The 21,855-nt window shown below is 36.3% G+C and carries 25 protein-coding genes; 8 read left to right on the top strand and 17 right to left on the bottom strand.

Annotation, left to right across the window (positions count from 1 at the left end):
* Nucleotides 1-184: 184 nt before the first annotated feature.
* The 4 genes from CDA10_RS08395 to CDA10_RS08380 all read right to left on the bottom strand — a co-directional run bounded on the left by CDA10_RS08395 (nucleotide 185) and on the right by CDA10_RS08380 (nucleotide 4,370).
* On the bottom strand, nucleotides 185-928 hold the full coding sequence (locus CDA10_RS08395) for an SDR family oxidoreductase (protein WP_089605147.1): 744 nt from the start codon (nucleotides 926-928) through the stop codon (nucleotides 185-187).
* A gap of 260 nt (nucleotides 929-1,188) precedes the next feature.
* Nucleotides 1,189-1,887, bottom strand: a complete 699-nt coding sequence (locus CDA10_RS08390) for a histidine phosphatase family protein (protein ID WP_089605146.1) — start codon at nucleotides 1,885-1,887, stop codon at nucleotides 1,189-1,191.
* Entirely contained in the window at nucleotides 1,884-3,005 is a 1,122-nt protein-coding gene (locus CDA10_RS08385; RefSeq protein WP_089605145.1) for a phosphotransferase family protein, read from the bottom strand. The genes CDA10_RS08390 and CDA10_RS08385 overlap by 4 nt, the downstream gene beginning before the upstream one ends.
* Before the next feature lie 126 nt (nucleotides 3,006-3,131).
* Nucleotides 3,132-4,370: an acyl-CoA dehydrogenase family protein gene (locus CDA10_RS08380; RefSeq protein ID WP_089605144.1), complete on the bottom strand. Its 1,239-nt coding sequence runs from the start codon at nucleotides 4,368-4,370 to the stop codon at nucleotides 3,132-3,134.
* A gap of 130 nt (nucleotides 4,371-4,500) precedes the next feature.
* Here CDA10_RS08380 and CDA10_RS08375 point away from each other — a divergent pair, with 130 nt between their 5' ends.
* Nucleotides 4,501-5,418, top strand: a complete 918-nt coding sequence (locus CDA10_RS08375) for a LysR family transcriptional regulator (RefSeq protein WP_089605143.1) — start codon at nucleotides 4,501-4,503, stop codon at nucleotides 5,416-5,418.
* 6 nt (nucleotides 5,419-5,424) lie between these two features.
* On the opposite strand, the gene CDA10_RS08370 is transcribed toward CDA10_RS08375, so the two are convergent.
* The 10 genes from CDA10_RS08370 to CDA10_RS08325 form a co-directional block, all read right to left on the bottom strand.
* Nucleotides 5,425-5,733 carry a DUF7710 domain-containing protein gene (locus tag CDA10_RS08370; RefSeq protein ID WP_089605142.1) on the bottom strand — a complete coding sequence of 103 codons (309 nt, stop codon included), beginning with the start codon at nucleotides 5,731-5,733 and terminating at the stop codon, nucleotides 5,425-5,427.
* Nucleotides 5,734-6,185: 452 nt separating this feature from the next.
* Nucleotides 6,186-6,293 (bottom strand): DUF2474 domain-containing protein, encoded by a 108-nt coding sequence (locus CDA10_RS08365; protein WP_089605141.1) that lies wholly within the window; start codon nucleotides 6,291-6,293, stop codon nucleotides 6,186-6,188.
* A 128-nt stretch (nucleotides 6,294-6,421) separates the two neighbouring features.
* Entirely contained in the window at nucleotides 6,422-7,426 is a 1,005-nt protein-coding gene (gene cydB, locus CDA10_RS08360; RefSeq protein WP_089605140.1) for a cytochrome d ubiquinol oxidase subunit II, read from the bottom strand.
* Nucleotides 7,426-8,886 carry a cytochrome ubiquinol oxidase subunit I gene (locus tag CDA10_RS08355; protein ID WP_089605139.1) on the bottom strand — a complete coding sequence of 487 codons (1,461 nt, stop codon included), beginning with the start codon at nucleotides 8,884-8,886 and terminating at the stop codon, nucleotides 7,426-7,428. The genes cydB and CDA10_RS08355 overlap by 1 nt, the downstream gene beginning before the upstream one ends.
* Nucleotides 8,883-9,116 carry a hypothetical protein gene (locus CDA10_RS08350; protein ID WP_089605138.1) on the bottom strand — a complete coding sequence of 78 codons (234 nt, stop codon included), beginning with the start codon at nucleotides 9,114-9,116 and terminating at the stop codon, nucleotides 8,883-8,885. The genes CDA10_RS08355 and CDA10_RS08350 overlap by 4 nt, the downstream gene beginning before the upstream one ends.
* Before the next feature lie 73 nt (nucleotides 9,117-9,189).
* Nucleotides 9,190-9,654, bottom strand: a complete 465-nt coding sequence (locus CDA10_RS08345; protein WP_089605137.1) for a DUF2946 family protein — start codon at nucleotides 9,652-9,654, stop codon at nucleotides 9,190-9,192.
* A gap of 518 nt (nucleotides 9,655-10,172) precedes the next feature.
* A complete protein-coding gene (locus CDA10_RS08340) occupies nucleotides 10,173-10,775 on the bottom strand; it encodes a nitroreductase family protein (RefSeq protein WP_089605136.1) in 603 nt (200 codons plus the stop codon).
* Nucleotides 10,776-10,977: 202 nt separating this feature from the next.
* Nucleotides 10,978-11,472 (bottom strand): hypothetical protein, encoded by a 495-nt coding sequence (locus CDA10_RS08335; RefSeq protein WP_089605194.1) that lies wholly within the window; start codon nucleotides 11,470-11,472, stop codon nucleotides 10,978-10,980.
* A gap of 105 nt (nucleotides 11,473-11,577) precedes the next feature.
* Complete coding sequence (gene fumC / locus CDA10_RS08330; RefSeq protein ID WP_089605135.1) at nucleotides 11,578-12,972, bottom strand: class II fumarate hydratase; 1,395 nt, start codon at nucleotides 12,970-12,972, stop codon at nucleotides 11,578-11,580.
* A gap of 156 nt (nucleotides 12,973-13,128) precedes the next feature.
* Nucleotides 13,129-14,133 (bottom strand): SDR family NAD(P)-dependent oxidoreductase, encoded by a 1,005-nt coding sequence (locus tag CDA10_RS08325; RefSeq protein WP_089605134.1) that lies wholly within the window; start codon nucleotides 14,131-14,133, stop codon nucleotides 13,129-13,131.
* Between the two features lie 70 nt (nucleotides 14,134-14,203).
* Here CDA10_RS08325 and tusD point away from each other — a divergent pair, with 70 nt between their 5' ends.
* From tusD to CDA10_RS08300, 5 genes are all read left to right on the top strand, one after another.
* Entirely contained in the window at nucleotides 14,204-14,572 is a 369-nt protein-coding gene (gene tusD / locus CDA10_RS08320) for a sulfurtransferase complex subunit TusD (RefSeq protein WP_089605133.1), read from the top strand.
* 43 nt (nucleotides 14,573-14,615) lie between these two features.
* Nucleotides 14,616-14,966: a hypothetical protein gene (locus tag CDA10_RS08315; RefSeq protein ID WP_089605132.1), complete on the top strand. Its 351-nt coding sequence runs from the start codon at nucleotides 14,616-14,618 to the stop codon at nucleotides 14,964-14,966.
* A gap of 23 nt (nucleotides 14,967-14,989) precedes the next feature.
* The gene (locus tag CDA10_RS08310) at nucleotides 14,990-15,274 is read left to right on the top strand and encodes a DsrH/TusB family sulfur metabolism protein (protein WP_089605131.1); all 285 of its coding nucleotides are present in this window, start codon (nucleotides 14,990-14,992) and stop codon (nucleotides 15,272-15,274) included.
* Between the two features lie 146 nt (nucleotides 15,275-15,420).
* On the top strand, nucleotides 15,421-15,744 hold the full coding sequence (locus tag CDA10_RS08305) for a TusE/DsrC/DsvC family sulfur relay protein (RefSeq protein WP_089605130.1): 324 nt from the start codon (nucleotides 15,421-15,423) through the stop codon (nucleotides 15,742-15,744).
* A gap of 303 nt (nucleotides 15,745-16,047) precedes the next feature.
* The gene (locus CDA10_RS08300; RefSeq protein WP_089605129.1) at nucleotides 16,048-16,503 is read left to right on the top strand and encodes a DUF2087 domain-containing protein; all 456 of its coding nucleotides are present in this window, start codon (nucleotides 16,048-16,050) and stop codon (nucleotides 16,501-16,503) included.
* Between the two features lie 477 nt (nucleotides 16,504-16,980).
* On the opposite strand, the gene CDA10_RS08295 is transcribed toward CDA10_RS08300, so the two are convergent.
* The gene (locus tag CDA10_RS08295; protein ID WP_089605128.1) at nucleotides 16,981-18,213 is read right to left on the bottom strand and encodes an alkane 1-monooxygenase; all 1,233 of its coding nucleotides are present in this window, start codon (nucleotides 18,211-18,213) and stop codon (nucleotides 16,981-16,983) included.
* Between the two features lie 189 nt (nucleotides 18,214-18,402).
* On the opposite strand from CDA10_RS08295, the gene CDA10_RS08290 reads away from it, so the two are divergent.
* Nucleotides 18,403-19,317 (top strand): AraC family transcriptional regulator, encoded by a 915-nt coding sequence (locus CDA10_RS08290; protein WP_089605127.1) that lies wholly within the window; start codon nucleotides 18,403-18,405, stop codon nucleotides 19,315-19,317.
* A gap of 512 nt (nucleotides 19,318-19,829) precedes the next feature.
* On the top strand, nucleotides 19,830-20,321 hold the full coding sequence (locus CDA10_RS08285) for a GNAT family N-acetyltransferase (RefSeq protein WP_089605126.1): 492 nt from the start codon (nucleotides 19,830-19,832) through the stop codon (nucleotides 20,319-20,321).
* A gap of 56 nt (nucleotides 20,322-20,377) precedes the next feature.
* Here the strand turns inward: CDA10_RS08285 and CDA10_RS08280 are convergent, their stop codons facing one another.
* Both CDA10_RS08280 and CDA10_RS08275 read right to left on the bottom strand, forming a co-directional pair.
* A complete protein-coding gene (locus tag CDA10_RS08280) occupies nucleotides 20,378-20,977 on the bottom strand; it encodes a GNAT family N-acetyltransferase (protein ID WP_089605125.1) in 600 nt (199 codons plus the stop codon).
* A gap of 23 nt (nucleotides 20,978-21,000) precedes the next feature.
* A complete protein-coding gene (locus CDA10_RS08275; protein ID WP_089605124.1) occupies nucleotides 21,001-21,852 on the bottom strand; it encodes a DMT family transporter in 852 nt (283 codons plus the stop codon).
* Nucleotides 21,853-21,855 lie beyond the last annotated feature (3 nt).

The raw sequence follows: 21,855 nt of genomic DNA, 5'->3' as shown, positions 1-21,855 counted from the left end.
CGTCATAAATACTGCATTAAAATTTAGAAATTATTTAATAATCAAATTTTTATGATTAAAAATTCCAAATCCGTTTAATCTTCATTTATTTCACGCTGTTCTATTTAAGCCAAATTTTAAAAGATCCATTTGTAAATAAAACAGCGTGAATAAAAATGTTTACACGTTTGATTTTAAATAAGAGTTAACCCAGTTTATTCACCCATTTTAAAGGCAATATTTTCATCGCTAAACCCAATGGTAACCATGGCCATTGTGGGACATAGGCTTTTACAGGTTGTTTTTCAATGGCTTTAACGAGAAGATGTGAGCCAGTTTCAACATCCACTTCAAACGGTAATTTTTTCGCACCTTCGTTAATTTCGGTACGAATATAACCAGGGAAAATGGTTGATACTTTGATTTTGGTATCGATCAATTCTGCACGGATTCCTTCAGCCAAGGCCGCAACACCTGCTTTACTTGCACCGTACGCGGTTAAATGTTTTGGCATGCCACGGATAGCGCTCATAGATGAGATCACCACCAAATGACCAAATTTTTGCTCTCGGAATATTTCAACAGCAGCTTCACATTGTGCCAAAGCAGAAATAAAATTAGTTTCCACAGTCGCACGATTAATTTCAAACTTACCGTTACCAATGCGACGTCCGTCACCTACACCCGCATTGACAATGATTCGGTCAATCGTACCAAACTCTTGTTTAAACTCACGAAAAACTTGAAACACTTGTTCGTAATGGGTTACATCTAATACTTTAGGCAAAACTTTTACGCCATATTTAGACTCAAGCTCTTGTTTTAAAGCTTCTAATCGTTCTAAACGACGTGCACACACAGCCAAATTATAGCCTTTTTGTGCAAATTCACGTGCCATTCCTGCACCAATACCTGAACTTGCACCCGTGATTAAAATCGTCTTTGCCATGCTATTTTTCCTTATATTCCCTTAGTTATTAGATATTTTGCATAAGTCAAAAGTGATCGAAAATGAATGTTAAGAGTCCCTTCTCTTGAGCCATATATGGCTCAGGGAGAAGCTTAGAATGAGGGAAATTTATCATATAAATCCTCACCCTCTTGCGCGTAATAACGCTCATCCTTTAAAAGGAGAGGGAACTTCCATTATAAATAAATGTTCATCACAACTCGACTTATGCAAAAAGTCTATTCATCAGATAAAAATCGTTAAATCCACGTCAATAATTGTGGATCTTCGGCTTTAATAAAATGATGTTCATTTAAACTGAGTAATTGCGGCTCATTTCCAACTAAACGCAAGGTGGTTAAACTTGCATTGGCAATTGCCCAATTCAGTGCAAACGTCTTATTCGGACTCAGTTCCAATAATTTTCCTGCGGCCACAGAAACCACGCCGCCTGAAGTAAATACCACAGCATAACGAGGTTTGGTTTTTGCCAGCTCATCACATAAATTCTGTAATGCTGTTTCTACACGATTTTTAAAATCTGGCCATGATTCATCATATTCATGGTGATAATCCCCACCGGTCCAACGATCGATTGCACCTTCAAAAATCTTAGCTAAATAAGCACGTGGGCTACTTTCTTTAGCAACATCTTGTTGAAGTAAATGTGGTTGATTAAATCGTGAATCATACTGCGCAAATACTTGTTGATGATTAAATTCATTCCAAGAATGATCAGTAATGATCTGCGTATCAGGAAAACTTTCAGCCAATGCAAATTGCGCCGTTTGCTGATGTCGTTGCATCGAACCCGCAACCACATAAGGTTCTTCTTTCAAAATTTTATTGAAATATTGACCCAATCGTTTGGCTTGTAACTCCCCATTAGGAGAAAGCTTGTCATAACTCTCTGCACCAAAAGAAGCTTGCCCATGACGTATCAAATAAATTGTGGTCATTTTCCTAAAATTTCCTTAAATTTTTCCATATATTTATGTGCTATTTCATTAGCTTCTAATTTATGCACACCAATCAATTTTAATGCACGAATATGTAAAGCATGAATCACGATCCAGAAGTCTTTAAATGCAGGATTATCCGTTTGTTTATGATAATAGCGATAATAGATTTGCTGTGCGATCACCGCCAAACGGAAAATCCCGAACACTTCATAAAATGTCCAATTTTCAGGTTGTAGACCTGTTTTTTCCAAATAATAATCAACGACTTCTTTGCGCGTAAACATGCCTTTTAAATGGGTTGGTTGGCGACGTGTTGATTTAAAAATTTGATTATCTGTTTCTTCAACCCAATAAGCCAACGCAGAACCTAAATCCATCAATGGATCACCGATTGTTGCCATCTCCCAATCCAAAACACCAATCACTTTCGTTGGCTGTTGCGGATCTAAAATCACATTATCAAATCGCCAATCATTATGAATGATACAACTGGTTGAATCAGCAGGAATATTTTCATGTAGCCATTTTCGAACAAATTTGAAACTTGGTACATTGATGGTATGCGCTTTTTCATAACGCTGATCCCATCCTTCAACTTGACGACGACAATAGCCATCACCTTTACCCAGTTTTTCCAGTGCTGTGCCTTGGTAAGGAACTTGATGTAATTCAATTAATTTATCGAGCACATTCACGCATAGTTCATGCACTTGCTTTTCATTAAAATTTAATTCAGGTGGTAATTTTGCACGAGGAATAATACCTTCAATACGTTTCATCACATAAAATTCACAACCGATCACGGACTCGTCCTGACAAAGTGCAACCATTTCAGGGAGAACGGGATAATAAGGTGCTAGCCATTTTTGCACATTATATTCACGGGTCATATCATGTGCTGATTTTGCTTTTGTCCCTTTCGGTGGGCGACGTAAAATCAAATCTGCATTGTCATATTTTAAGCGATATGTCCAGTTTGATGCACCGCCAGAATATTGAGTGACTTCCACCGCACCTGAAATTTCAGATCCATTTTCAATAAGCCAATTTCCAACAGCACGAACGTCTAGCTCTTCGCCTTCACGTACATTTCCACCAATATCAATGACTGACATGTTATTTCCCTGAATCTTGCGTATTCTAAAAATCAATGATGTTTCAACGAAATAATGCAATTCCGTTTTGAACTGTCTTAGATACTATCTGTATACTAAAACAGTTATTTTTCAATGCTTAAACTGTTACTTTTTACGTGAACCATAACCACGTTTTTTCAATTCTAATTTAGCAATCATCCCTTTATGAACTTCGTCAGGACCATCGGCTAAGCGTAAAGCACGTGCTTGAGCAAAAAATCCTGTTAATGGTGTATCTCTAGATACGCCCTCGCCGCCGTGAATTTGTATGGCCATATCGACCACTTTTTCTAAGACAGATGGCGCAACAACTTTAATGGCTGAAATTTCAGTCAGTGCCGCCATATTGCCCTGAGTATCCATTTTATAAGCAGCGTACAAAGTCAGTAATCTTGCTTGATCAATGGCAACTCGAGCTTCAGCCACACGTTCTAAATTCCCACCGAGTTTTAATATTTCTTTGCCAAATGCTGTTCGGCTCATCCCGCGATCAATCATCAATTCTAAAGATTTTTCAGCAGCACCAATACAACGCATACAATGATGAATACGACCAGGACCTAAACGACCTTGTGCAATTTCAAAACCTTGCCCTGCACCACCAATAAAGTTGCTTATAGGTACACGAACATGATTAAAACTGACTTCACCATGACCATGAGGAGCATCATAATCACCAAAAACTGGAAGCATACGCTCGATTTTGACCCCTTGTGTATCTACAGGAACTAAAACCATTGAATGTTGATGATGACGATCTTTAGTCGTATCAGGTGTATGTGCCATAAAAATAATGATTTTGGCGTTTGGATCACCTAAACCTGAAGACCACCATTTGCGACCATTTAAAACAATTTCATCACCTTCAATAACCGCAGTAGCTTGCATATTGGTGGCATCAGATGATGCAACAGCAGGCTCAGTCATACAGAAAACAGAACGAATTTCCCCTTCAAGCAAAGGTTTAAGCCATTGTTCTTTTTGAGCTTCTGTTCCATAGCGCCATAAGACTTCCATATTGCCACTGTCAGGTGCATTACAATTGAATACTGTTGGCGCAATTAAACTACGACCTGAAAGTTCTGCAACGCGTGCATACTCTTGAACAGATAAACCTGCACCTAACACTGGATCGGGTAGGAACATATTCCACAGCCCTGCTGCTTTTGCCTTGTTTTTTAATACTTCCAACTGAGCGGGCCATTGCCACTGTGTCCAATCACCACCTTGATTGAGATGATGAACTTCATTCCAAAACGCCGTTTCTACAGGTTCAATTTCGTTTGTTATAAATGCTTTGCTACGTTCAATAAAATCTTGTGCACGTGCTGACAGTTCAAACATGGTCATTTTCCTTTTAGTGCTGTACTTAGATTTTTATCATGCTAAAAATCAATACATTTGTTTATCACGCTTTACAACACATTAACTGAAAAACTATTATGAACAAAATGGTTTAATTCAATATCTAACTATGAATATGATTCATAATAAAACCAATGTTGATGTGGCACTCTTTAACCATATTGATATTAATTTATACCCGCTTTTTATTGCGATTTATGAGCAGAAAAATATTTCTAAAGCCGCTCAAATACTCTGTATAAGCCAATCGGCAGCAAGCCATGCTTTGCAACGCTTAAGACAACATTTACAAGATGACTTATTTGTACGAGCAGGTTCAAAAATGTTGCCTACGCCTTTTGCTGAACAAATTTATCAACCAATTAAAAGTGCCTTATTTTCAATTCAAAACATTTCAAAACAAAAGCAGAAATTTGATCCAAGTCTGATTCAGACATTGAAAATTGCAGTCCATGATGAAATTGAACCGATTATTTTTCCTAAGTTAATCAATCATTTTCAAAATTTAAAGCTTAACATTCAATTTCTAAGCTCCAAGCTCGATCGTAAAAATGTAGTCGCTGATTTAGCCTCGCAACAAGTCGATTTTATTATCGATTTGGAACAAAATTATGGCGATAAAGTCCAATATCAAAGCCTCGTTGAAGATCATTTTGTGGTCTGCACTCAGCAAGGAGAAATGAATAGTGAGTTATATTTTTCTGCTTCTCATATCGGTGTTTCATCAAGGCGCACAGGTATGTTACTTGAGGACATTCATCTCAATCGTAAACAATTTAGTCGTCAGATTTTTTTAAGATGCCAACATTATTCCACAGCATTACAAGTTTTAGCCCAACATAGTAACGCCATGCTCACCATTCCAAAGCAAATTTTGCAACATATGAAAATTGATGAAAATGTGCATATTTATGAACACCCTATTGAATTACCCATTTTGAATATGGGAATTTATTGGCATAAGGATTTACAAGAAAATTCTAGAAATGAGTTTTTAAGAGCAGAAATTATGAAAATCTTTGCTTAGGCTATTTTATGGTGTTTTTAAAAGTTTACTTGAGAATTTGTCTATAAATCTACCATGTTGGAAATGCCATTGTAATTGATATGTCGATACGAAACTTCCAATAAAAACTGGCGATTTATCAATCGGAGATTTCACTTTAAAATAGTTTTTTGAAATAGACCAATCATAACTTGAAACATCTAAAGGATATTCCATAATGACTCCAGATAACCCATTTTCATATACCCAAGTTTGCGCTAATTTATAGGATGAAAATACCGCCGAAGTATATGACGCATTCTCAGCTTGAAATAAAAATACAGAAGGTCTTTTCATCGTTTTACTCCTGATTCGCCTTATTCTTTATAAGATTTTGCGTTAATTTTGAAAATAAAACAGTCACTACAATTATGTAAATTTTCTCCTTTTTTAGTTTTTTTGCTACATATTTCAAATCTGGCTTTAATAAATTTAAAATACTTTCATCTTTATTTTAGCCATTCTTAATATTTCTATTGTTTTATTGAGTAAATTTTAATAAAAATTTACTCATGGCTTTATATCTATGGTTTTTCTTTCTTCCAAGCTAAGCCATTAAAAGTACCTATAGATAAATTCAAATCCCAATAACTATTAAAAAATAATTCAATGGTTTGATTAATTGGAAATCCTAAAAGTATTTTTATTACTTAGGCTATTTAAAAATATATCAAAATCTAAACCTGCCAAGCTCCTTCTTATTAAAAATAAAAAGAGGTCAATAAAGACCTCTTTGAAATCATAATTGATCAGTATGCCATCTGAATTAATATTCTAAAAAATCCAGCAATAATGGCCAAAGTTAAAAAACCACCGATCCAAAGTACAATAAACCATTGAGTTTGAGAAAGTTTCATTGATTTATATCTCTCCAAATTTCAGTTATTGGTTTGAAATCGCTTAGGCTATTTTAAATCATATAACCCAAGCAACTGCATTGTTACATCAGATATTACAATCCGATTCACTTCTATAAATCATCAAATTAATGATAACCGTCATCCCCTATACGTACTTTGTCACGGAAAACCCAGTAAGAAAGTCCTGTATAAATCAAGATAATTGGAATCAAAATCAATGCACCAATTAATGCAAATAGTTGACTACTAGCAGGCGCAGCAGCTTCCCAAATCGTAATTGACGGCGGAATAACATAAGGCCAAAGACTAATCATAAAACCTGTATAAGCTAAAAATACCAAGGCCAATGTATAGAGAAAAGGACTTAATTCATTACGTTTCTTACATGAGCGATACACCAAAATTGTAAATACAACCACCAAAATCGGCACAGGGCTAAAATACATCAATTGTTGTGGGTTAAACCAACGTTCTGCAATTTGTGGATGTGCCAGTGGTGTATATATACTTACTGCGCCAAAAATGACAAACAAAGCAATGATCAATTTAGGCATTAACTTATACATACGATCTTGTAGATCAAGTTCAGTTTTGAAAATTAACCATCCACAACCAAGCGCTGCATAAAGCACAACGACGCCAACACCTGTGAAAATCGTAAATGGTGAAAGCCAATCGAAACCGCCACCTGCATACATGTGATTTTCAACTTTAATACCTTGAATATAAGCACCTAAAATCATGCCTTGGAAAAAACTCGCAAAAATAGATCCGCCAATGAAAGCTTTATCCCACAAATGCTTAGTTCTATTGGCTTTAAAACGAAACTCAAACGCAACACCACGGAAAATGAGTGCAACCACCATAAAAATAATAGGCAGATATAAAGCAGACAAAACCGTTGCATAAACCATTGGAAATGCGGCATAAAGTGCTGCACCGCCTAAAACCATCCAAGTTTCGTTACCATCCCAAACTGGTGCGACAGTATTCATCATCACATCACGTTCACGACTATCTTTAACGAATGGAAATAAAATACCGAGACCTAAATCAAAACCATCAAGTACCACATAAATAAATACACCAATGGCAATAATTACAATCCAAATCAGAGATAAATCAATCATTATTTACGCTCCTGTTCATTGCCATCGTCAGCTTTGAAATCTGAATCGACACTTTCATCAACACTTGTTAATGGACGTTTAGAAGCAAGGATCACCGCTTCTTCACTATGAACCACACCTTCTTCAGGTGCTGAATAAATAAACTGTGGTCCTTTATGCATAAGCTTCAGCATGTAATAAATACCGATACCAAATACAACACAATACACGACAACAAAAATGATCAAAGTAAGACCAACTTGTTCTGCCGAAACTGGCGATAAGGCATCTTTAGTACGCATTACACCATAAACCACCCACGGTTGACGCCCCACTTCTGTGGTAAACCAACCTGCAAGTAAAGCAATGAACCCCGATGGCCCCATCACAAATGCAAAGCGATGTAACCATTTATTTTCATAAATTTTTCCGCCTTTACGCAAAACCAGTGCCATAAATGCGAGGAGAATCATCAACACACCAAGACCCGCCATGATTCGGAAACTCCAAAACACGATTAAGGAATTTGGACGGTCTTCAGGTGCAAACTCTTTTAAGCCTTTCACCTCTCCATCCATGCTATGCGTCATGATCAAGCTACCCAGGTTTGGAATGCCAATCGCATATTTGGTCTCTTCAGCTTCCATATCTGGAATACCGAATAAATACAAAGGCATACCCTCACCTTTATTGGTTTCCCAATGCCCTTCAATCGCAGCGAGTTTTGCAGGTTGATGTTCTAAAGTGTTTAAACCGTGATTATCACCAATGATCGCTTGTAATGGTGCTAGCACCAAAATCATCCACATTGCCATAGAAAATGATGTTTTCACTAAGGCATCACGGCGGCCTTTGAGCAGATGCCATGCAGCTGTTGCAGCAACCAATAAAGCTGAAACTAAGAAAGCAGCTACAGCCATATGCGCTAAACGGTATGGGAATGATGGGTTAAACACAATTGCAAACCAGTCTTGCGGCACGATGATGCCATTCTCAATGGTAAAACCTTGCGGTGTCTGCATCCAACTGTTCGAAGACAAGATCCAAAACATTGAAATACATGTGCCGAGTGCGACCATTGCCGTTGCAAAAAAGTGTGCTCTTGGCCCTACACGTCCCCAACCAAATAACATGATTCCTAAAAAGCCTGCTTCTAAGAAAAATGCGCTCAGCACCTCATAAGCCAGCAATGGTCCAGTCACTGAACCTGCGACACGTGAGAACTCACTCCAGTTCGTTCCAAACTGGTAACTCATCACCACGCCTGAAACTACGCCCATTCCAAAGGCAACAGCAAAAATTTTAACCCAGAATTTAAATAAGTCTTGATAAACAGGATTGTTGGTTCTTAACCAACGCCATTCTAAAACGGCAAGAAAACTGGCTAAACCAATCGAAATTGCTGGAAAAATAATATGAAAAGACACAGTGAATGCGAATTGTATCCGTGCCAATTCAAGTGCGGTAAATCCTAAACTCATAGCACCACCTTACCCATTTTCAAACCACAAATAGCAGCATGGTTGAATTCAAAAGTATTACAACGATTAATGAAGATATATTGTTCAATACGTGTTTTTAGCATTGTTTCTAAAGCATAAACTTGAACAGAAGCAGCTGTCTGTAGCTTATTTATTGCTGTTTTTTTCAACAAAAACAGCGGATGATTCAATACATGATCTTGAATCAATTGATTTAAGAATAGATACATATAGGTTCTCTACATAAGATATTGTTTATCCATCAATAATTCTAAAAATATATTGATGAGTGAAACTTAAAACTTATGTAAAGCTTGGCGGGGCTCGACCTTGAGGAATTAGATATAAACGTTGAAGTTGAAAGTAAACATGCTGAAAAGTTTCAACAAATGCCAATAAACGCACTTGAATACGAACCAATGCCTCTTTTATGCCCAATTCTGGCGGCATGATCAGATGTCCATAAAAATTACAATATGGGCATTGATGATTTAGATCGTGTTGATGATGACTGTGTTTATTATTCAGTTCATTTGCGTTTGTATGATGATCTTGATCAAGGACGAATGCACGACTCGATTCTGAATGATGATAATGTGAAATTTCTTGGTCTGAAGATACAATCGAGGATGCTGTGAATAAAGATGAAGTGACAAGTTCACACACCGGGGCAATTTGATATTGCGTAGGTAATAACGGCTGTAGAAAAACCGCGAACTGTAAAAACACTGTTGCGAAAGCAAACAGCAAACCACTTCGTCTTAACACAATTGATTGCTCATATTGAGAAAAAAGCTAAAAGTGAAGAATCCGCCTGTAAACTGGTACACGACCAATTGATTAAAAACCAAGCGCAACGCTCAACTTTATTTGTTCTACTATAGTGCATATTTACACTATTTTAAAGCTTATTTCACGGTTACTTGTAAATACTCGCTTGTTTATTCAGGGTTTAGTCTAAAAATATAATATTAAGTAAATCAGAGTGAATTGGTCATCTTGATCAATATTCTGACTATGTATAAATCTATAATTTAGGTGCTAAATTTTCTATAAAATAATTAAAAAATATGAATTTAGCGTTATTTTTTCTAGAATTTTCATACAAACTGTATAATTCAACTAATAAATACATTACTTTTCTTCTAAAAATATGAATATATCCCCGAGGAAACTCGATCATCAACTAAAAATAATAAAGGCAAACTACACAAAACAACAAAGTCATTTAAGCCATATAAAAAGGCAGATAACGGAGATCTGCCTTTATGATTTAGCTCAAACAATTATTTGAAAACTTTAAAACGTACTGCATTATCAATAAATGATTTCTCGCCTGCTGGCGCTTCAATTGAACCAAATACCAATTGCGCACGTAATTTCCAATTTGTAGGAACTTCCCATTTCGCATGGACTTGATCATCAATAATTGGATTGTAATGTTGTAGAGATGCACCTACACCATTTTCTGCCAATGCAGTCCATGTCGCAAATTGAGCAATCCCCGTTGAATGTTCTGCCCAAACCGGGAAATTATCTGCATATAATGCAAATTGCTCTTGTAAAGACTTCACCACATCCATATCTTCAAAAAATAAAACAGTACCAACACCTGCTGCAAAACTATTTATTTTGCCTCTAGTTGCGGCAACAGCCTCATCCGTTGGAAGAAACTCTTTTAATTTATCAAAAACCATTTCCCAAAAGGCTGTATGTTCTGTACCAAACAATAAGACAGCACGTGAAGTTTGAGAGTTGAATGCTGAAGGTGCATGCACAATCGCATTTTCAATAATCTCAATCAATTCATCTGTATTTTGTTTAACATTCTTACCTATCGCGTAAATAGTACGGCGGTTTTCGATCAGTGCTTGAAAATGATTCGGCATTTTTTATTCCCTGCTTGTTATTCATAAAGTCGTGCAAATAAATTATAAATGATGATTTTTGATTGAATTATATTTTTTATGCTGTTTTTTGTAGATAAATATTACTTTGCTTTTTCAAAAAAATTTAAGTGACTAATCCCTTAAAGTTTGCAGAAATAAAAAAGGACAGTCTTAAACTGTCCCTTCCTATTACACAGACAAATCAATCAAATCTCGCATTCAATACTTTGCTTGAAACAGTATTTTTCCACAGATCACGTAAAACTGGTAAATAGAATTTTTCGCCGAGTTCAACCAACTCAGCATCGATCAATGCATGTATTTCATGCATAAATAAATAATCTAATTCAACTGTTGTGAGTTGCTTTTGTTGCTTGGCAAATTCTTTACGTTTTACTTGAGCTTTTTTCACCAACTGATCTGCATAGCTTTTATCTTTATATTGGCGAATGGCCTGTAATCGTAATTCGATCACGCCCCAACCTGTAAGAAAATTTTTAAATATTTCAAAATCTTGAGTATTTGATTCCCAAGTCATTTTATCTAAATCTTCATCATCTGGAAGAACAGGAAGCAATAACTCCATGACACTTGGAAATATTTTTTTGAAATTTAAAATAAATTTAACAGGATGCTCACTTGGGTAATCCTTAAATTGCACATTTTCCTGAACATCCGTTAAATAAATATCTAGCATAACCATCATCAACAATAAAACTCTAATGCATATTGTACGCACTTCGAATCGAGATACAAACTATTGCTGATGATTTATGTTCAATTGATTCGATTACTTTAAGGTTTACTTTGCATTCGGATGCACCATTTTTGCAGGTTGCACGACTTCATCAAACTGCTCAGGTGTCACCAATTGCAATTCAACAGCAACTTCTTTTAAAGTCTTACCTTGTTTATAAGCTGTTTTAGCAACTTTGGCTGCATTCTCATAACCAATGACTGGATTTAAAGCGGTCACTAACATGAGTGAGTTATGTAAGAAATAATCAATTTTCTCACGATTCGGTTCAATACCTACCGCACAATGCTCATCAAAGCTATTACATGCATCACCAAGTAACTGCACAGATTGAACTAAGTTATAAGCAATAACAGGCATATAAACGTTTAATTCAAAATTACCTGCTGCACCAGCAAAGTTAATGGTGGTGTCATTCCCCATCACTTGTGCAACAACCATGGTCATGGCTTCACATTGTGTAGGATTGACTTTTCCAGGCATGATACTAGAACCAGGTTCATTTTCAGGAATGGATAATTCACCAAGTCCACAACGAGGTCCACTGGCTAACCAACGAATATCATTGGCAATTTTATTTAAACTTGCTGCCAAGGTTTTCAAAGCACCTGAAGCGAATACAGCAGCATCACGGCCTGCTAGAGCCTCAAATTTATTTGGATTGCTAATGAAAGGTAAACCCGTCAATTGCGCCAATTGTGCGGCAGCCTGCTCTGCATAATCAGGATGGGCATTTAAACCTGTACCTACAGCCGTACCACCTAGAGGAAGCTCATACAACCACACTAAAGCTTGTTGTAAGCGTTTTAGACCATGATCCAGTTGTGACACATATCCACTAAATTCTTGCCCTAACGTTAACGGCGTAGCATCTTGTAAATGGGTACGTCCAATCTTCACAATATCGTTAAATTCTTCAGATTTACGATTCAGGGTATCTCTTAAACGTTTTACAGCAGGAATCAGTAGTTCGTTGATTTGCAATGCAGCAGCGACATGAATAGCTGTTGGAAACGAATCATTGGTCGATTGAGCACGATTGACATGATCATTGGGATGTACTGGCTTTTGTGAACCTAAAGGATTACCGAGTTTTTGATTGGCAATATTGGCAATAACTTCATTGCAGTTCATGTTACTTTGCGTACCTGAACCTGTTTGCCAAACCACGAGAGGGAATTGAGAATCCCATTGTCCAGAAATCACTTCATCTGCTGCATCGACAATATATTTAGCAAGTTCCTGCGGGATTTGATTCAACTCAGCATTGGTGATTGCCGCGGCTTTTTTAACCAACCCCATCGCACGAATCATCGGGCGAGGCATATGCTCTGTACCAATTTTAAAGTTTTCTACACTTCGTTGCGTCTGCGCGCCCCACATCGCCTCGCTTGGCACTTCAACATCACCCATCGTGTCATGTTCAATACGTGTTTGCATAGCAACCTCAATCTTATCTAAGTACTTGTATTAAAATCGTATAACTCTCAAATCATGATACTGATCTAAAACATCAATCGTATTTACGCTATGCTAAACATTAACACAATAAATGTAAATGATAATTATTTGCATTTATTTAAATTTACAATACCGTTAGCGATTATTTAGCGTATTTTGGAAAAATCTCCATTCGTCCTCAATCATTTGTTTTAATGACCGTTTTGGTTGCCATTGCAATATTTCTAACGCTTTGGTGCTATTTGATGCAACTTGGTCAATTTCTTGAATTTGATACGGTGCAACCATCTGCGGAATTTCCGTTTCTGTCACTTCCTCAGCAATTTTAATTAAGTTTTTAATAGACGATAAATGCCCTGTGATATCAAAACTTTCGCAGACATTGTGTTGCCCTTGCAACCACAGCGTACTGGCTTGGATTGCATCACAAACATCGAGTACATGGACAAAGCTACGCTCTGTTGTTCCATCTTGCGTTTGCGCATTCTGCTGTAATTCAATCACTTCTCGCTGCTGCGCTGCAACTTGTAAAATCAATGGCACGATATTTTTCGGCATCGGCGCAACAAATTCACCGAGTACACCATGTTCAAAAGCACCCACGACATTTGCAACTCTTAGAATTGCAATGCCCCATTCATTATCCGTTCTAAATGTATCTCGAATAATTTCTTCGATCATTTGCTGTGATTTGATGTATGGGTTTGGATAAGAATAATTAAACGCGGTGTGTTCATTCAACTCAGTACTAGACTGTGCATAAGCAGCCATACTTGAAATATGTACTAAATTTCGTACGCCTGTTCGTTGCATGGCACGTAATAAGCTCATGATGCAACTGACATTATCATTATAATATTCAAGCGGTTTAAGCACAGACTCTTCAATCGACTTAAATCCTGCACAGTGGATGACCACATCAATCGAATATTGTTCAAAAACTTTATTTAAAGCAGGTGTATTTCTGATATCAATTTTGACAAAAGGAATATACATTCCCGTAATATATTCTAGACGTTCTAAAGACTGTAAATTCGCATTGGCTAAGTTATCAACAATGACGACCTCTTGCCCTTGAGCAAGCAAGCTTAAAACCACATGCGAGCCGATAAAGCCTAAACCACCAGTCACTAAAATCATTGTATACTACCTATTTATTATCAAGTTTGAATGTTGCACAGCCGCTTCCCATTCTCCAAGTGAAATTCCAATGAGTACATTATTGCTAATCACCTCTGCGCCATACTCTATCCATGCGTGGCATGCTTTAGGTCTTGCGCAAGCTTTAAAAAGCAAAAATCAAGATTTCCGCGTTTTCTTCTACCAAGACGGTGTACAAGTTGCGAATAATTTGCAATGGATACCTGACGATCAACGCAACTTAACTGCTGAATGGCAGAAACTAGCAATCATGCTGCCTGTATGTGTCAGTGCCGCTTTAGCACGTGGGATCACAGATGAGGAGAATGCAAAGCGTCACCAAATTCACACTGCTAACCTTGCTCAAGGATTTGAACTTGTCGGCTTAGGTGAACTTGCAGATGCTGTTCAATCTACAGATCGCTTAATTCAATTCTAGGTTGTTATTTTTATTCAATTGTTGCATTTAAAAGGTAAATTGTGTGAAAACTGTACTTGTCATATTAACCCAAGCCAATTTGAATAGCTTACACGTACATGAGAGTCTTTCAGCAACCATGGTTTTAGCAACTTTTGGTAGTGAAGTCAAAGTGTTACTACAAGGTGCAGCGTTGAGTTTATTGCATGCAGATACAGCTTTTGATGGGTTAAAACACGCCTTCAAGGTTGCATCAAACATGGTGGATAGCTTCGAGTTTTATGATTTGACTCCTGTTTTTGTAGAAAATAAGGATAAAAATTTAAATTTCGTTACGCAATCACAACAAGAACTCGCATTTATTGATTTAAATGCTGAATTTATTCAATCATTTGACCATGTGTTGTATTGGTAAAAGGCTCAATCAGGTAACCATTCATGTCGGATAAAACGCTTTATTTAATTCAATCCTCTTTTCAACATACAGATGCTGTTTTAAATCAATTAGAACGCATCTATTCAACACATGATTCTGTGGTTTTAATGGGCGATGCTGTTCTATTTGCCCAAGACCCACGTATTTTAAATAAACAGCATGTTGCTGTATTGGAAAATGATGCTGAAATTTTAGTTGGATATTTACCCGCACAGATACAAAAGCTGTCATATGATCAATTTGCAGACTTGGTTTTAGATTTTAAGCGTTGTATTCGTTTAAACTAATAAAACGAATGAGATTTTGCATCATGCAGTACGGTAATATTTGAATATGTTTTACATTCAATCCGTTTAAATATTCTCTTTTCGTAGTATTTATATCCATGAAATCAGCAGTATAAATCTGTGATTCAATTTGCTTAGGCTATTTTATGAGTTTAGAACTAAATTTGGAATTAGATCAAGACGGTCATTTACTTGATTACACCGTTTGGAATGAAGATGTCGCACAAATCTTAGCCAAAACTTTAGACTTAGAGTTAACCGCATGGCATTTTGAAATACTTCAATCTGTACGCCAATTCTATGCACAATTTGGGCACTCACCTGCAACACGCCCATTGATTAAATTTTTAATGAAAACAGTGAGCCCTGAGATTAATAATGCTGTTTTACAAGAGAAATTTAATACAGGTTTAGTGGCTCGTCATTTAAGCCGTTTGGCAGGTGTACCTAAGCCTGCGAATTGTCTATAAACAGCGATAAGTACGATACAAACTTTACGCTTTTAACACATACACTATGTCGTTGTAGCAGAATGCTTTACGACAATCTCATTAGTTACAACTAGCTTGAAAATAATTGTATAAAAATTTATTTGTTGTTTTATTAGAAAATTAATTTAAAATTTTGCTTTATTTTTATACACTGCTGTTTGATTTTTAATGAATAAATCAAACACTTCGACCTATTGGTTTAATCAACATCTAAATCCAAAAAAGTAAAAATGGATAAGGAAAAATTCGCTTTTACAGTGATATAAACAAAAAGAGTTTAAAATGAATACGACGACTTCTGGAATCACCATTCATCAACAAGATATATTGGCAATACTACAACGTCTTTTAAAGAAAAAAGATTTCACGCTTAAAAACCTAAAGCATGAAGAATTTCAGACCTGTTTGGCATTGGCTTCATTGACCGTTCCATCATCCCAAATACTCAGTGAAAAAGATGTTAATGAAGCACTGAAACACTGGTTAAATGGTATTGGAAGCATACTGTGGATTGATCATGTTGAATTGCGTAGAACATTGATAGATTATGGTTTTTTGCATAGAAATTTAGCTGGAAACGAATATCAAAGATTACAGCTTTCAGATGACCACCCTGCAAAACCATACCTTGATGTTTTATCCATGATGGATATTGATGATACGATTTTTAAGATCAAACAACAGATCGAACAGCAAAAACTGGAAAGAATGAATCAGCACATGAAAGTCTCTCATTAACATTACTATTTAACCTGAGCTCGGGATAAGATATGTTTCCAATTATATGATACGCGGAAACGTCAGTCGCATTGTTCGAGGCAGGACTACACCTGTAATATACTGTTTTTGCGATATATTAGGTACTTGATAGTATCTGTCGAGTTCGCGACTGACAAATGGTTTTGCCTACTTTTCCCGAAAGCCTTGCGAGGTAGTACCTCTCAGGTCGAACCTGAACAAGATTGAAATATATTTCAAGCGAAGTGCAAGACGAAGTGGGTTAATCCTTACATCGGACTTTAAATGATAAGACTCCGTTGTGCCTGATCTATTTTTTCAATAACTTACATCAGAGTTTATCCCGAACTGACGTTATTTATTTCAGAATATTTAAATCCTTGTGTTGCGAAGAGCATGCCACCACTTTTCCATAAAAATCCCCTCCTTTGAAAAAGGAAGGGCTTTTTAGATCAGTCACTTAATCAATAAAATATCTTAAACATCTTGTTTCGATGAATTTAATAACTTATCAATCACACCAAACTTTTTGAATAAGCTTGCACGGCGTTTTGGGAAAATATTAGCTTTATTCAAATCGCCTTGATAATGATCAAATACGCGTTTATCCATGATCTTAAACCACCAAGAAGGAATCAATGCAGGTAATAACATACTTGCATAACCACTTGGTAATTCAGGTGCTTCATCAAAATGACGCAACGCTTGGAACGGGCGTGTAGGATAAGCATGATGGTCTGAATGACGTTGTAACTGGTATAAGAATAAGTTAGTTACAATGTTGTTATTATTCCAACTATGCTCTGGCATAGTACGTTCATATTTACCATTTTCACTCTTTTGACGTAATAAACCATAATGCTCAATATAATTAATCACTTCAAACAAACCAATACTATAAGCCGATTGGGTTGCTAAGTAAGGCAATATGCCTGTTCCAAATAAACCAATCATTGAAGAATGAAAAGCCGTGGTCATTCCCCAACCTTGTAATAATTCATTTTCTTTCGACCAAAAACCTAAACCTTTACGCTTTAAACGATTAGTTTCAATTTCAATCGCAGATTTGAATGAGCCAATCACGGTACGTGGTAAAAACTCATAGAATGTTTCACCCATCTTTGAAGAAGCAGGATCTTCTGGTGTTGCTGCACGTTTATGATGCCCATACGGATGTTCAATACGGAAATGGTTATAACCAGAAGGTACTAAAGCCAAATGCGAAAGAATATGATCCATACGATCATGTTTATGACTTAACTCATGTGCAGTATTGATCGCAATGCCGTTAATCGCGCCCATGGACATGCCTAATAAAATTTTATCCAGTAACGACGTTTGTTTACGTCCAACCAAATAACAAGCATAGACATTGGCAGCATATTGAATCGGAATAAATGATTTCACCAAACGCGCATAGTAAGGATCTTGCTCGAGTAATTTTACATCTTCAGCTGTTGGATTGTTTTTATCTTTACCAATGAGTGAATCAATTGTTGGAATAATCACATGCAAAACAATTGGGCCGCCCAGTGCAAATACTTTTTTCAAAGGTTTTGGCGCAACATGATAGCCTGCTAAAATACCTAAACCAATCACAGGTAATGATGGACTAATCATCCATAAATATCTTTTTTTATCGAGCTGAAAACCTGACTTTTGCTTTACATCCTGAAGCTGTAATTCAGTCATTTGTACTGGAGCATTCATAACTTCACCTTTTAATGCCTTATTCTTATGTATATATTTGTTTATTCGGGCATTGAACAACAGTTGTGATCGTCCAAAAAAGCTATGTAAAAGTCTTTGGCACATTCAACCTAGAAATTGTCCTATTCGCACATGCTTTAACAAGCTATGGGTTTTATAATCATCGCTATGGGATATTGAAATAAGTCTATGGATGCACTGAGTAAAATTTTTGATGATATTCATCTAAATCACTCTGAATATATCTATTTGCAGGCTCAAGGTGCTTGGGCTTTTGAATACGCAGAACAATCTGCAGTGATTGCACATATTATTTTATATGGTCAAGCGCATATTAAATTGAATCATCAAAGTTTAAATTTAAACACAGGTGACATGCTGTTGATCCCTGCTGGATTACAACATCAAGTCATGGCGACAGCAGATCAAAAATTGGTTGAAGTATTAAGTATTCATTCACTATTTAATGGCTTAAGACAAGATGCGATTGAGTTTGGTCAAGGTGAAAGTGAAAAGACCTTAATCCTCACCGTCAGATGTCAACTCAATGCGATTATGGCAAAACCCTTAGTGAATGCCTTACCACCCTACTTGCATATACAAAATGCATTGAGTGATGAAGCACCTGAGTGGTTACGTATCGGGTTATATTTTGTTTCAGCTGAGACTCGCCGAACCATGGCGGGTAAAAACAAGATCATGGATCATGTGGTCAGTATCATGGTAATTGAATGTGTACGTGATTATATTGAACAAATGCAGCATCAGAACAACTGGCTGAATGCCTTAATTCATCCTGAGCTTTCCAATGCGCTCGCTGCTATTCATAGCCAACCCGAATTAGGCTGGACGGTAGAAACACTGGCTGAAACCTGTTGCATGTCACGTTCTAAATTTGCCAATTTATTCAATCAGATTGTTGGAGAAACACCTTTGGCTTATTTGCAACAGCATCGACTTCGTTTAGCCAGCCAATTGCTTAAACAAGGTCAACTTTCTATTCAACAAATTGCCCACCAAGTCGGTTATTCTTCTGAAACAGCATTTAGCCAAGCTTTTAAAAAGCAATTTGAACTCAGTCCTAGTCAATATCGGAATCAATAATCTGAATTTTGATTAGTATTCAATTATTTAACGCATATTAAACGGTGATAGTCTAATTCTTTTAATTTTCTTCATAATGATTAATTGATACGTGAAAACGTCATCCGCTATTGTTTGTGGCAGGACTATATTTGAATGTGAATGTTTTTGCGATAAATCTGATTAGTAGAGGGTATTGAACGAGTTCAGCGGTGAGGAGCAAAGCTCCGCAAGGTGGTTTTCTTGCAAAACTTCGCTTTTCATTTTCCCGAAAGCCTTACGAGGTAGTACCTCTCAGGTCGAGCCTGAGCTCGGTTAAAGTACTACTTTAACCGTAGCGCAAGACGCAGTGGGCTTATTCCTAAATATAAACGTTACATGTAAGACTCTGTTAAAGATTTATTATTTTAAACATTTAGATCATACATATTGTTTCAAATGTCTAACATCAGTTATTTAAGTATTATCATGACAAAATAGAAGCAAAGACATTTACAACAAATACAGACTCACTAAAGCGGTTAAATACATTAATGACTAAAATTTATTTTCAAAGTTTAAATATCGACCATGCAAATATACTCTTTGAATATTTGCAAGAAGATGCGCTTTACCACTATATTCCAGATCAAAAATACTTATCTATACAAGCGCTTGAAGAAAGATATTCACGTTTAATTCAAGGTTCAGTAACTGCTGATGAAATTTGGATGAACTGGGTTATTTTCAATGATTCAGTACTTAAACAACCAATCGGAACTTTACAAGCAACGCTTTTCCCGCAACAAGAAACTGTTCAAATTGGTTATGTTATTTTTAAACCATTTTGGGGCAAAGGCTATGCCTCCAAAGCTGTTGAATGGCTTGAAGCACATTTAACAGAAACTTTTCCTATTCAATATCTTGAAGCCTATGTCGATCCACAAAATACCGCTTCAATCAAAGTATTAGAGAAAAATCTTTTCAACTTTATCAAGTTAGAAGACAATGATTTATATTATTCAAAATCCATAAGTAATCAATAGTTTGAAATATCCATCTTAGAATGTGTTACTGATTTTATTGATGTAACGAAGCCGATTTAATGACTCGCCAATAAGTCCTCTAAATGTGCTTTCACATTTTCCCACTCAGCTTGAACAATACTATACATGACCGTATCTCGAATCGTGCCATCCTTACGCAAAGCATGACCACGGATGACACCATCCTTTTTAGCACCTAAACGCTCAATTGCTTTTTGGCTTTTAAAATTAAATTGATCTGTACGTAGCCCCACAGTATTGGCCTGAAGTTGTTCAAATGCGAACTTCAATAACAGTAACTTACAGGTTGTATTTACATGCGTTCGCTGTACCGATTTTGCATACCATGTATAACCAATCTCAAAACGTTTTACTTGTAATAAAATATCGTGAAAACTGGTCGTTCCAAGCACTTTTCCTGTACTTTCTTCGATTACAGCAAAGGGATAACGACTTCCCTGCGCCTTTTGCTCTAAGGCTGTTTCGATATATTGTTTAACTTCTGAAAAATGTGGTGCCGAAGTAATTCTCAAATTCCACAATTCGCCATCTTTACAGGCTTCTGCAAGCCCTTGTTCATGTACATAAGATAAAGGAATAAGACGTACATTATTTTGTACCAATTCAACATTTTCTAAGAATAAGTTTTCGATCATAATTTACTCCATTATTTTAATTTTCAAATCGCTAAAGCCAAGCACATTACGCCTGCAAGTCCTAAAACAAGACCAAGTACCGTTATATTGTTCAGTTTCTCTTTGAAAATGAATAAACCTGCAATCACACCAAATAGCACAACGAGAATATTCATCCCAGCAAAAACGATGGCTGGAGAGTCTTTTAATAGAATATGTGCTTTTACATATAACGCGATATTGGCAAAATTTAAAAATCCTAAAAGCAAACCCGCGACAATATTTTTTATTTTCCATTGTGCTTTTTGAATAAGAAGATAAACAATAGAAAGAATAAAAGCACAAATAAACATCAAAGTTAATATTACAGGGAATTGCAGCCCCAAACTTGTGGTGTATTTTAATAAAATATCGACAATCGCATAACCAATCCATACGCTAAGCAGAAAAAACATCCCATTGCGATTTAACGTGGTCTTTGATGCACCTGATTGTGAAAAAATAAGACATAACACGGCGGTAATACCCAGTACTACCCCGATTATTTTCAATTGACTAAACTGTTCTTGAAATAAGAAATAAGCATCTAATAGCGACAATACAACAGATAACCGTTGTGCAATTTCAGTTTTTAGAATACCTGCTGTCTGTAATGATTTGGCTAAACACAAAAAGATACTGGGTAATACCATACCTAAAACAATGATCAGCCACCACGGTGTCGCTGAAACCGAGATATGCACCAAATCAGGTTTAAACCATAAATAACTTAAAATACTGGCAATGGCATAATTCCAAGCAATCATTTGTAAAGCATCAAAACCTTTATTTTTGGCAAACTTTAAAAGGATTGATACCAGTACACTACACAATGCTGCTGAAAATATAAGTTCCATTGT

The sequence above is a fragment of the Acinetobacter piscicola genome (assembly GCF_002233755.1).
GTDB lineage: Bacteria > Pseudomonadota > Gammaproteobacteria > Pseudomonadales > Moraxellaceae > Acinetobacter > Acinetobacter piscicola.
Note: the sequence above shows the minus strand (reverse complement) of the source record. Positions and strands in the feature narration are given on the sequence as shown.

What these genes read in the sequence shown, in the direction of transcription:
- CDA10_RS08340 (WP_089605136.1), bottom strand. Translation starts at nt 10,775, where the DNA reads ATGCCGAATCATTTTCAAGCACTGATCGAAAACCGCCGTACTATTTAC.
- CDA10_RS08355 (WP_089605139.1), bottom strand. Translation starts at nt 8,886, where the DNA reads ATGAGTTTAGGATTTACCGCACTTGAATTGGCACGGATACAATTCGCA.
- CDA10_RS08275 (WP_089605124.1), bottom strand. Translation starts at nt 21,852, where the DNA reads ATGGAACTTATATTTTCAGCAGCATTGTGTAGTGTACTGGTATCAATC.
- CDA10_RS08280 (WP_089605125.1), bottom strand. Translation starts at nt 20,977, where the DNA reads ATGATCGAAAACTTATTCTTAGAAAATGTTGAATTGGTACAAAATAAT.
- CDA10_RS08375 (WP_089605143.1), top strand. Translation starts at nt 4,501, where the DNA reads ATGAATATGATTCATAATAAAACCAATGTTGATGTGGCACTCTTTAAC.
- CDA10_RS08380 (WP_089605144.1), bottom strand. Translation starts at nt 4,370, where the DNA reads ATGTTTGAACTGTCAGCACGTGCACAAGATTTTATTGAACGTAGCAAA.
- CDA10_RS08325 (WP_089605134.1), bottom strand. Translation starts at nt 14,133, where the DNA reads ATGATTTTAGTGACTGGTGGTTTAGGCTTTATCGGCTCGCATGTGGTT.
- CDA10_RS08395 (WP_089605147.1), bottom strand. Translation starts at nt 928, where the DNA reads ATGGCAAAGACGATTTTAATCACGGGTGCAAGTTCAGGTATTGGTGCA.
- tusD (WP_089605133.1), top strand. Translation starts at nt 14,204, where the DNA reads ATGAGTACATTATTGCTAATCACCTCTGCGCCATACTCTATCCATGCG.
- CDA10_RS08310 (WP_089605131.1), top strand. Translation starts at nt 14,990, where the DNA reads ATGTCGGATAAAACGCTTTATTTAATTCAATCCTCTTTTCAACATACA.
- CDA10_RS08305 (WP_089605130.1), top strand. Translation starts at nt 15,421, where the DNA reads ATGAGTTTAGAACTAAATTTGGAATTAGATCAAGACGGTCATTTACTT.
- CDA10_RS08295 (WP_089605128.1), bottom strand. Translation starts at nt 18,213, where the DNA reads ATGAATGCTCCAGTACAAATGACTGAATTACAGCTTCAGGATGTAAAG.
- CDA10_RS08290 (WP_089605127.1), top strand. Translation starts at nt 18,403, where the DNA reads ATGGATGCACTGAGTAAAATTTTTGATGATATTCATCTAAATCACTCT.
- CDA10_RS08390 (WP_089605146.1), bottom strand. Translation starts at nt 1,887, where the DNA reads ATGACCACAATTTATTTGATACGTCATGGGCAAGCTTCTTTTGGTGCA.
- CDA10_RS08365 (WP_089605141.1), bottom strand. Translation starts at nt 6,293, where the DNA reads ATGAAACTTTCTCAAACTCAATGGTTTATTGTACTTTGGATCGGTGGT.
- CDA10_RS08300 (WP_089605129.1), top strand. Translation starts at nt 16,048, where the DNA reads ATGAATACGACGACTTCTGGAATCACCATTCATCAACAAGATATATTG.
- CDA10_RS08335 (WP_089605194.1), bottom strand. Translation starts at nt 11,472, where the DNA reads ATGCTAGATATTTATTTAACGGATGTTCAGGAAAATGTGCAATTTAAG.
- cydB (WP_089605140.1), bottom strand. Translation starts at nt 7,426, where the DNA reads ATGATTGATTTATCTCTGATTTGGATTGTAATTATTGCCATTGGTGTA.
- CDA10_RS08285 (WP_089605126.1), top strand. Translation starts at nt 19,830, where the DNA reads ATGACTAAAATTTATTTTCAAAGTTTAAATATCGACCATGCAAATATA.
- CDA10_RS08385 (WP_089605145.1), bottom strand. Translation starts at nt 3,005, where the DNA reads ATGTCAGTCATTGATATTGGTGGAAATGTACGTGAAGGCGAAGAGCTA.
- fumC (WP_089605135.1), bottom strand. Translation starts at nt 12,972, where the DNA reads ATGCAAACACGTATTGAACATGACACGATGGGTGATGTTGAAGTGCCA.
- CDA10_RS08370 (WP_089605142.1), bottom strand. Translation starts at nt 5,733, where the DNA reads ATGAAAAGACCTTCTGTATTTTTATTTCAAGCTGAGAATGCGTCATAT.
- CDA10_RS08350 (WP_089605138.1), bottom strand. Translation starts at nt 9,116, where the DNA reads ATGTATCTATTCTTAAATCAATTGATTCAAGATCATGTATTGAATCAT.